9 protein-coding genes are annotated in these 10,077 nt (G+C 59.0%); 4 read left to right on the top strand and 5 right to left on the bottom strand.

Going from position 1 to position 10,077, the window contains the following annotated elements; genetic code table 11:
- Nucleotides 1-247 precede the first annotated feature (247 nt).
- Nucleotides 248-1,273 (bottom strand): sensor histidine kinase, encoded by a 1,026-nt coding sequence (locus ELH03_RS35975; RefSeq protein WP_128404010.1) that lies wholly within the window; start codon nucleotides 1,271-1,273, stop codon nucleotides 248-250.
- Nucleotides 1,274-1,474: 201 nt separating this feature from the next.
- On the opposite strand from ELH03_RS35975, the gene lov reads away from it, so the two are divergent.
- Nucleotides 1,475-2,512, top strand: coding sequence for a blue-light-activated histidine kinase (lov, locus tag ELH03_RS35980; protein ID WP_128404009.1), 1,038 nt, complete (start codon nucleotides 1,475-1,477; stop codon nucleotides 2,510-2,512).
- 27 nt (nucleotides 2,513-2,539) lie between these two features.
- Here lov and ELH03_RS35985 read toward each other — a convergent pair whose 3' ends face one another.
- The 3 genes from ELH03_RS35985 to ELH03_RS35995 all read right to left on the bottom strand — a co-directional run bounded on the left by ELH03_RS35985 (nucleotide 2,540) and on the right by ELH03_RS35995 (nucleotide 4,704).
- Nucleotides 2,540-3,361, bottom strand: a complete 822-nt coding sequence (locus ELH03_RS35985; RefSeq protein ID WP_128404008.1) for a DUF1206 domain-containing protein — start codon at nucleotides 3,359-3,361, stop codon at nucleotides 2,540-2,542.
- Between the two features lie 298 nt (nucleotides 3,362-3,659).
- Nucleotides 3,660-4,166, bottom strand: a complete 507-nt coding sequence (locus ELH03_RS35990; protein WP_128404085.1) for an Hsp20/alpha crystallin family protein — start codon at nucleotides 4,164-4,166, stop codon at nucleotides 3,660-3,662.
- Between the two features lie 58 nt (nucleotides 4,167-4,224).
- The gene (locus tag ELH03_RS35995; RefSeq protein ID WP_128404007.1) at nucleotides 4,225-4,704 is read right to left on the bottom strand and encodes an Hsp20 family protein; all 480 of its coding nucleotides are present in this window, start codon (nucleotides 4,702-4,704) and stop codon (nucleotides 4,225-4,227) included.
- 443 nt (nucleotides 4,705-5,147) lie between these two features.
- On the opposite strand from ELH03_RS35995, the gene ELH03_RS36000 reads away from it, so the two are divergent.
- Nucleotides 5,148-5,459: a DUF982 domain-containing protein gene (locus ELH03_RS36000; protein ID WP_128404006.1), complete on the top strand. Its 312-nt coding sequence runs from the start codon at nucleotides 5,148-5,150 to the stop codon at nucleotides 5,457-5,459.
- 143 nt (nucleotides 5,460-5,602) lie between these two features.
- The gene (gene ligD, locus ELH03_RS36005) at nucleotides 5,603-8,248 is read left to right on the top strand and encodes a DNA ligase D (RefSeq protein WP_128404005.1); all 2,646 of its coding nucleotides are present in this window, start codon (nucleotides 5,603-5,605) and stop codon (nucleotides 8,246-8,248) included.
- Nucleotides 8,249-8,820: 572 nt separating this feature from the next.
- On the opposite strand, the gene ELH03_RS36010 is transcribed toward ligD, so the two are convergent.
- Nucleotides 8,821-9,000 (bottom strand): hypothetical protein, encoded by a 180-nt coding sequence (locus ELH03_RS36010; protein ID WP_128410168.1) that lies wholly within the window; start codon nucleotides 8,998-9,000, stop codon nucleotides 8,821-8,823.
- 262 nt (nucleotides 9,001-9,262) lie between these two features.
- Between ELH03_RS36010 and ELH03_RS36015 the strand changes: the two genes are divergently transcribed.
- Nucleotides 9,263-10,077 (top strand): ArdC family protein (locus ELH03_RS36015; RefSeq protein ID WP_130767555.1); only part of this gene is annotated, 815 nt, incomplete at its 3' end.

Raw genomic sequence — 10,077 nt, forward strand, 5'->3', positions numbered from 1 at the left:
TAAGGAAGTGCCGCCAGAGCCTGACGATCACAAACACCCGGCTCGAGATACAAGGGAGACACCCGGTGCCCAACCCAAACGGCAAGCCTGTCGATAAACCCTAGTGACCGCTAGACCGTCGTTAATCGACTTCAGGATAGGGCTCGGTGTTGTTGCCGGGAACAAGGAAGATTCAACCGTCTCGCGATGCCATCATCGATGTCTTTGATTTCTCGAGCGCCGGGACCTTCCTAGCTTTGCAATCAAATTATTCCTCGGCGTCGGAATAGTTCTTATATTGCAGCTTCTGAAGCGGCGCATCCACCCTGAGGATGAGCCCGGTCGGGGCGTATTCAAGAGAGACCTCCCCGAAGGCGGACAGGCTGGAGCTGACGAGGCGTGTGCCGAACCCCTTCTTGCTCGGAGCTTCTACCGCCGGACCTCCAACCTCTTGCCAAGTGAAGTTCAGGCGCTTATCGCCCGCCTCGTCGCGTACCGACCACTCGATTTCGACAGTCCCTGTATCCACTGACAGCGCACCATACTTGTTGGCGTTGGTGACGAGTTCGTGCAGCACGAGCGAGAAGCAAAGCGCCGCCTGTGGACCCAATTCAACTGCAGGACCGCTCGCCTTGAAACGTCCCGACGTCTCAAGTCCGAGATTAATCGCGGTAGCCTCGACAATCGTTGCCATGGTCGTACCCAACCAATTCTGCTGCAGCAAAATATCGTGTGCTTTTGAGTAAGCGTTGATCCGTGCCGAAATCGATTGTTCCGCTTCCTCCAGAGAGCTGGCGTTTCGAAAGGATTGACTGGTGATAGCCTGAACGACGGCCAGCGTGTTTTTCATGCGGTGAGAGAGTTCGTGCATCAGGACGCGCTGTCGCTCCTCGTTTTCTCTCTGCTCCGTGCGATCTCTCAGAATCTTCACAAAGCCCTCGACTTCGCCATCATCAGACGTCAACGCCATCATCTGACCCGACGCCCAGAATAACGATCCGTCCTTGCGAACGTGCCAGCGCTCATCGTTGCCATGGCCTTCCGTTAAAGCGGCGGTCATCTCCCGTTGCAGAATCCCCGCCTGCAGGTCTTCCTGCGTGAAAATTACGGCTGCGGGCTTGCCGATAATCTCATCCTCGTCCCATCCGAGGATCCGTCGCGCACCCTCGTTCCACGTGGTTATCAGCCCATCCAGATCCATAGAGATGATCGCATATTCGATCGCGCTTTGGAGGATGGCTTCGAGAAAGCGCTCTCGGGAGCGGCTGGAATTGGAAAAGAGTTTCATGATCATATGGTGCGCCTGATCCTCCGGAGCTGCAAGGCTGATCGACCACATCCAGATTCTATAGCGGAGGCCATCCTGTGGGTGGTGGGTGTGTGGGCACTTCGTCCGGCAGATGTCGGATGAGCGATCGCTTAAGTCACACAACCATCTCCGAAACAAAGATACGCGAGCCACGTTATCAAGCGACGTCTTAGTGAGCGTGGAAGCATGACAGGCCATTCGAGAGAAAAACTGCATGGGGATTTGCCTTCCGTATCTTCAAAAGCAGCTTCCGCTGATCGGAAGGAGTTGGCAGCGATCGCATTTGAACGCACCAGGATGCCGATGGTCGTCACCGATGGGCGCAAGCCGGATCTTCCGATCGTGCTCGCAAATAAGGCATTTCTTGAACTGACAGGTTACGAGGCTCAAGAAGTGCTAGGCCGCAACTGTCGTTTCCTGCAGGGCTCCGCGACCTCTCCGATCGCCGTCGCCGAAATACGGGCGGCTATCGCCGGTGAGCGTGAGGTCAGCGTCGAGATCCTCAATTATAAGAAGAGCGGAGAGCAGTTCTGGAACCGTTTGCACCTAAGTCCCATCCATGGGGATGACGGAAGGATCCTGTATTTCTTTGGATCTCAAATTGATATGACCGGATACCGGCGGATCGAGGCACTGGAGGCCTCCGAGCACCGCCTGCTGATGGAAGTCGACCACCGGTCCAAGAATGTCCTGGCAATCGTCGACAGCATCGTCCGTCTAAGCAATGCCGATGACCCCGCCCTTTACGCCGCTGCTGTTCAACACCGCGTGCAGGCGCTCGCCCGTGCCCATACCTTGCTTGCTGCAAGGGGATGGACAAGCATTTCTCTTGAGGAACTCATTCGCCAGCAAGTGACGCCGTTCGCGGCCACCCGCGCTATTTTTAGTGGGCCGGATATCAACATGCCTGCGCCGGTCGTCCAGCCCCTTGCGCTCGTGCTCCATGAGCTCGCTGTCAACGCAGCCCATCACGGTGCGCTTGCCGTTGCGCAAGGCAGGCTTTCAATCAGTTGGAAGCCCAGACCGTCGGGGGCCGGCTTCAACATCCGGTGGCAGGAGGTGGGCGTCGACACTCCGCCTAGATCAGCCAAACGAGGTTTTGGCACGGTGATTGTCGGCGCGATGGTCGAAAAACAGCTTAGAGGACGTCTCGAGAAAACCTGGTCGGATGATGGGCTGCTCATCGACATTGAGATCCCATCGGCAGGCTCGACCTCCCTATGACGGCACCTTGGCGCAGGAAAAGTGATGTCAGGGACCCGCCAGCGATATCGAACGCTTAGCGTCCGCCAACGATGGACTCCGAACAATGCGGTATCGTGCCTCTACAAGATTATAGAGTCCGAAAGCCGCCAATCCAACGGCGACGGCGATATACAGGAAGGATCCAAGCGGAAGCTCGCGCAGCCATTCCAGGGCGTCGCCCATGCTACCGGCTTGTCCAGGATCCACCCTGACACCTGCAAAGGCGAAAAGTACGCCGGTGGTCGCGAAGACGACGCCGCGGGCGACGAGACCGTAGATGCATACTAACGTCACGATACCCCTGTTGGCTGGGACCTGAAGGTAGCGCTCGAACTTCCGGGTGATGCCCTTAGCGGCCGTTATGATGCCGCCGATGATGAAGCCAGCGCCGACGGCGATCGCAAGGTAGGACCCGAACGGCTGCGACATGATCCATGCTGCGAGATCCTTCTCACCGGAAGCTTCGCTGCCTCCTCCTGGGAAAAGGGCGTTCGCCAGCGCATATCCGGCAAGCCCGAGATAGGTGATGGCGCTGCCAAAGAGCGCGGATCGGATGGCCAATGCCTTTCCGTCCCTCCCATGGCCGTCGCTGTCTGCCAGGGACTGCGCCAGCCTCCAGGCAACAAATCCGAGAAGGCCGAGCCCGATCAATCCGACCCAGACGCGGCCGAGCGGCTGTCCGAGGAGTGCCGAAAGCGCTGATTTCGTCTCGGACTGGCCACTGGCCACGCCGGAGAAGAGAGCAAGCCCGGCCACAAGGAGAAAGACAACGCCGCGCGCCGCATAGCCGCCTTTGGCAAGCACATCAAATCGATATTCTTTGGTCATCAGCGGTCCCCGTCGGTTTGAGCGCGCCATATTCAACGCGCCAACTCTCTGAAAGTTTGCCGGAGGCCGAACGATGGAACCCACGGAAATGACGAGGCCATTTCCTGGTGAGCGAACGCTACAAGCGGCACATGGCTGGTTGTTGACGACGACCATCCGAATTCGAGAATGCCGAAGCGCCGTTGTCCTCATGTGGCAACCATTCTGCCAATACAGCGAAATTGGCAGCAGGACCGGACGACCGCATGCCACTGCTGCCGATCAATGCGCATCACCCCAAAGAGGGATATATCTCTCTTTAGCTGTTGATCGTGATACGCTTGGCAGTCGGTTGTTGCGACCCCGAGCGGGGCAGGGTGACGGTCAAAACGCCATTCCTGAACGAAGCCGCGATTTTGTCTTCCTCTACCTCGCTGTTCAAGGAAAGACGGCGTTCGAACCGGCCATAAAACCGCTCGGAGAACTGCCGGTCTTTGTCTTCGTTTTCGGCACGCTTTTCGCCCCGGATGGTCAACACGCCGTTGTCGAGCAACAGTTCAACGTCATTTTCGTCCATACCAGGAATATCAGCGGTGACGCGGATTTCCTTCTCGGTTTCCGAGACCTCGATCTTCGGCCAGGCGCTTTCAAACATGAAGCGGGAGCTGACGGTCGGGGATCGACCCTCGAAGCCGCGGAAGACATCATCAAACAGCCTGTTCATCTCGCGATGAAGCGCTAGGAACGGATTATGATCCCTGCCTGCATAGTCGGTCGGGACCGGACTCTTGCCGCGGCCCCGCGAAATCAGATCACGAACACTCATCTGTACCTCCATGTCTGGCCGGGCCGGCAAGTCCGGCGCCGGCCGTCATCTGGTTCGATTATGCAACCTGCTTTCCGCCTTCGATCTGAAGCGGTGCAGTTTGCTTTTGCTGAGCTTCGCTGGTGCCGATGGGAATGCGCCGCGGCTTCATCTCCTCGGGGATCTCCAGTTTCAGCTCGACCGACAGAAGACCGTTCTTCAGGCTTGCCTCAGACACCTTGACGTGATCGGCCAGCTCGAAGCGCCGCTCGAACGACCGGCCTGCGATGCCATGATGCAGATATTGCGCGTCCTCCTTACCCGCCTTCTCACCGGCAATAATGAGCACGTTTCGCTCATGCGTGACCGAGAGATCCTCCTCGCCGAAACCCGCGACAGCGATGACGATGCGGTAGTCGTCCTCGCCCGCCTTGACAATATTGTAAGGCGGCCAGGTATCGACAGCTTGAACCCGCTGCGCATTGTTGAGGAGGTTGAAAACGCGGTCAAAGCCGATGCTGGACCGGTAAAGGGGGGCGAAGTCGAATTCGTTTCTCATAGCCATATCCTCCGTAAAGCAACATGGAATGGAGACGCGTTGGAAACTTACGTCTCCACCAATTCAGCCCCGTAGTGGCGGCTGACGAAACTGATTTGGTTGCGGAGTTTTCAGAGTTCAAGAGCACGTGAGCCAAAAATTGGCACTCGGAACATGAGAGTGCTAAAATTTGTCGAGCCATTGGTGAGCTTCCATTCACCGATTGGATTTTTGAGACCCATTGTTGACATAGCGCCGTCTTGTCACGCCAAAGGTCGCGGCGTCTTTGACCGACGCCTCATAGACTTTTCGCGCATCTGCCCGCCGTTACAACCGCGGGCGCAAAGCTGGGGACAGGCCCCGGTGATTAGGAATGGGATTGATTGTGATCGCCCTTGAACAGCCGGGGACCTGCCCCAATATCATTTTCATCAGGACCATTGGTGGCATGAAAGGAGGAAAAGATGCCGCTGAACGATGTTCCATGGACTCTGCCGGTGAGAATCCGGCTACAGTGCGGTTTGGAGCGCACCTTCACAGGCGCATACGACGCCTTGGATTTTCTCGAGAACGAATGGCCGCTGCGTCATGGAGAGCGCCATGAACGCGCGGTGAAGACGTGTCGTGGCGTCCTCAACGGGGTCATTCCCAGCATCGTCGCGCGCGAGGCCTTCGTGGCGGCCTGCCTAGAAGCGGGAATGCCGTCCGTCGTGGCTCCGTGGAAGAGAAAGCCGACTACGCATCCGGCTCGACCAGCACGTCTCGTTGCCAATTAAAGCAGTAACGATGACCTCGCCTCCGATGGGGGCGAGGTCTGGCATCAGCGCGCTTTTCCCCGATAATCGGCTGAGCGTACGCTATGATGGAACTTCCGGCTGTCAGTCGGCATTTCGCTGTCGGGCTGCTTTCGGGAACGACCATGGCCAGTGACAAACTATCGACTTATCGATCGAAGCGCGACTTTCAAAAAACGGCCGAGCCGACCGGTGAAAAGCGCCTCGCGCGCAGCAATCGCCGTCGTTTTGTCATCCAGAAACACGATGCCACTCGACTGCACTACGATCTGAGACTCGAGCTCGATGGCGTCTTCAAGTCCTGGGCTGTCACGAAAGGTCCGTCCCTCGATCCGCACGACAAGCGGCTGGCCGTCGAGGTGGAGGATCATCCCCTGGACTATGGTGATTTCGAAGGCACCATTCCGAAAGGCCAGTACGGCGGCGGCACGGTCATGCTCTGGGATCGGGGCTATTGGGAACCCGAAGGAAAGAAGAGCCCGGAGCAGGCGCTGGCGAAAGGCGATTTCAAGTTTACGCTGGAAGGCAAACGGCTGCACGGCAGCTTCGTGCTGGTGCGAATGCGCAACGATCGCAACGGCGGCAACCGGACAAATTGGCTGCTGATCAAACACCATGATGAGTTCTCTGTCGAAAACAATGGCGAAGCGATCCTCGAGGCGAACGACACCTCTGTCGCCTCCGGCCGAACCATGGAGATGATTGCCGCCGGCAAGGGGAGAAAGCCCAGGCCTTTCATGGTCGAGGGCGGCGATGTTCAGGCCGATGCTGTCTGGGACAGCAATCACGGACCGGCGGCCGAAGAGCGAAGAGAGGATGCCGGAGGCGGTCGGAAATCGAAACCGGCCACAAAAGTCGATCTGCCGGATTTCATTGCGCCGCAGCTCTGCCAGACCCTGGAACGCCCTCCGGCCGGCACCGGCTGGATTCACGAGATCAAGTTCGACGGCTACCGGATCCAGATGCGCGTACTGGATGGTGAAGCGATGCTGAAGACCAGGAAAGGGCTCGACTGGACGGCCAAATATCCCGAGATCGCCCAGGCGGCATCGACACTGCCAGATGCGATCATCGACGGCGAGATCTGCGCCCTCGACGATAATGGCGTTCCTGATTTCGCGGCCCTGCAGGCGGCTCTTTCGGAGGGCAAGACCGGCGAGCTCGTCTATTTCGCCTTCGATCTTCTCTATGAGGGTGGCGAAGACTTGCGATCTCTGCCACTCGTCGAGCGCAAGACGCGGCTTCTAAGCCTTCTGTCCGATGTGGGTAATGATCCGCGTATCCGTTTCGTCGAGCATTTCGACACCGGCGGAGATGCAGTTCTCCGGTCTGCCTGTAAGCTCTCCCTGGAAGGCATCGTCTCGAAAGAGGCGGATGCACCCTATCAATCCGGCCGTACCGAAAGCTGGGCGAAGTCGAAATGCCGTGCCGGTCACGAGGTGGTGATCGGCGCCTATGCCAAGACCAACGGGAAATTCCGATCTCTGCTGGTCGGCGTTAACCGCGGCGACCACTTCGTCTACGTCGGCCGCGTCGGCACAGGATATGGCGCGAAGAAAGTGGAAACGCTTCTTCCGAAGTTGAAAGCGCTCGAGACGGCGAAATCGCCTTTCACCGGCATCGGCGCGCCGAAGAAGGAGGCTGAGGTCACCTGGCTGAAGCCGGAGCTCGTGGCTGAAATCGAATTCGCGGGCTGGACCGCCGACGGCATTGTCCGGCAGGCCGCCTTCAAGGGACTGCGGGAAGACAAGCCAGCCAAAGAGGTCAAAGCCGAACGGCCGGCTACGCCCTCGCAAACAGACGTGCCGCAGCCGGCCGTGGAGGCGAAGGCCAGACCCACCCGCAAAAAAGGCGCCAAGGCCGAGGTCATGGGGGTACTGATCTCCAACCCGGACAAGCCGCTGTGGCCTGATGCCAATGACGGCAAACCCGTCACCAAGGAAGATCTGGCCCGCTACTACGAAGCCGTCGGCTCCTGGCTGATCGAGCACATCAAGGGACGGCCATGCTCCATCATCCGCACGCCTGACGGGATCGGCGGTGAGGAGTTTTTCCAGCGCCATGCGATGCCCGGCACTTCGAACCTTCTCGAACTGGTCAAGGTCTTCGGCGATAAAAAGCCCTATCTGCAAATCGACCGGGTCGAAGGCTTGGCTGCCGTCGCGCAGATCGGCGCCGTCGAGCTGCACCCCTGGAATTGTGAACCGCATCGGCCTGAGGTGCCCGGCCGGCTCGTCTTCGACCTTGATCCAGGTCCAGACGTGCCATTCTCCGCGGTCGTTTCAGCGGCTCGGGAAATGCGGGACCGTCTCGATGCGTTGGGCCTGGTCGGCTTTTGCAAGACGACTGGCGGCAAGGGTCTGCACGTCGTCACTCCGCTTGCGGTCAACAAGCGCAAGCCGCTTTCGTGGGCCGAAGCGAAGGGTTTTGCACACGATGTCTGCCAGCAAATGGCGCGCGACAATCCCGATCTCTATCTGATCAAAATGACGAAGAGCCTGAGGGATGGCCGAATCTTCCTCGACTATCTGCGCAATGACCGCATGGCGACGGCCGTGGCCCCTTTGTCACCGCGGGCTCGACCGGGCGCCACTGTCTCGATGCCGCTGAGCTGGACGCAGGTCAAATCGGATGTGGACCCCAAGCGCTTCACCATCCGGACCGTTCCTGCGCTTCTGGCGAAATCGTCGGCTTGGGAAGATTACGGCGATGGCAAACGTCCGTTGGAACAGGCGATCAAGCGCCTCGGCAAGGCGCGCGTCGCCGCATGATCAGCACCGGGCGGCGCGCCGTCCGATTAGTAGATAGCGGCGAATGTGTCTTCTGCGCTGACCGATTTGCGGATGCGGTTGGGCTGGACCTGGCGCTCGTCAATGCCGCGGGCTATGTAGCACGTGCTCGGCGAAACGTGGTGACGTCAACGCAAGTCTTCCGATCAGTTCCCTTGAACGTCGGTCGCCGATAGGCCGCCGCTTGCACGGTGAGTGCCGCCGGGATCTTCGTTGGATTCTTCGCCTAACCGCATCACAGTCGGCTATTTGGAGGAATCTAAATCCGCAGCCTCCACGTCGAGCATGAAGCGGCTCATAGGCGTGCATTCCTTGTGAGGACGCCCACTCTTCAGTCAACCTTCGGCTCCGATTCACAGCTTCCGGGCGGTTACGATCCACGCGCGCGAGTCGAAGAGGACGCCCTCCGATGTCAGATGCGCCTCAGCAAATCGCGCAGCCGCTGCAGCCTGCCCTCGTCGATGCTTTAAAACCAAGAACATGGCCCGAGCGTTTGTCGCAATCGGACCGAGGGGGTTGGATTTCCAAGGTCTCCTATTTCGCAAGAAACTTCGTCATCCGATCAGATGATGCCCTCCTGATATCTTGAACTTGCCGTACAAATCGCGGGCAGGCCCTCGGATCAGGATGACATGGCCGTTGACGCCAAACTCCGCATGTGAGGAGGACACCGCCTCGCGCGACGACATCGTCGATATCGCCCGGTCACTGGCACGAGCAGGCAGGTCAACCATCTGCGCTGCGGTTCATCTGCGATGTGAGCGACGTGATTGCCGCCTCGCGGATCTGCCTTCTGCCTCCGTCAAACCTCCCACTAACATTTCGGCCATCGCGTCCTGCCCCGGCTTTTGGTCGTGCCAGGCTCGCGCCGCCGGCAACGGCTTTGCCGTCCTCCACTGCGTTGCGGCCCTGCGGGTGCAGGCAGCGCTTGCCGCCTGGCTTTCGGACCGCCGTAGCAGGTCGCGATGGCCGCGACCTCGAAACGGAGGTTCCAACATGAGCAGGCAGCAATCCAATCAACGATCCGATATCTATAGCCGCATCACCACCAAGATCATCGCCGACCTCGAACGGGGTGTGCGGCCATGGACCAAACCCTGGACAACGGAACATGCGACGGGCGAGGTCGGCCGGCCACTGCGCCACAATGGCCAAGCCTACACCGGGATCAACGTCCTGCTGCTGTGGTCCGAAGCCATCGCCCGCGGCTTTGCCTCATCCAGCTGGATGACGTTTCGCCAGGCAATCGAACTCGGCGGCGCCGTTCGCAAGGGCGAAACCGGCACAACCGTCGTCTTTGCCAGTTCGTTTATCCGCACCGAGACGACCGAGACAGGCACTGAGATCGAACAGGACATTCCATTCCTCAAGAGCTACACGGTGTTCAACACCGACCAGATCGCCGGTCTTCCTGGGCGTTTTCATGAGATCGCACCTGCCGAGGATCCGATCAGCCGGATCGGCGATGCCGGCCGCTTCTTTGCCAATACCGGGGCACTGATCCGGCATGGAGGATCGGCGGCCTATTATGCCGCTCACCGTGATTACATCCAGATGCCATGCTTGAACGCCTTCCGGGACGATGCCTCCTATGTCGCGGTCCTCAGTCACGAGATGACGCACTGGACCGGAGCACCGCGACGGCTTGATCGTGATCTCAGCCGCTACGCGAAAGACCGGAGCGAACGCGCCCGTGAAGAGCTGATTGCCGAACTCGGCAGCTGCTTTCTCTGCGCCGATCTTGGCATCGTGCCTGAGCTCGAACCACGCCCCGACCACGCAAGCTATCTCGATGGCTGGCTGAAGGTTCT

It is taken from the genome of Rhizobium beringeri (assembly GCF_004306515.1).
Lineage (GTDB): Bacteria > Pseudomonadota > Alphaproteobacteria > Rhizobiales > Rhizobiaceae > Rhizobium > Rhizobium beringeri.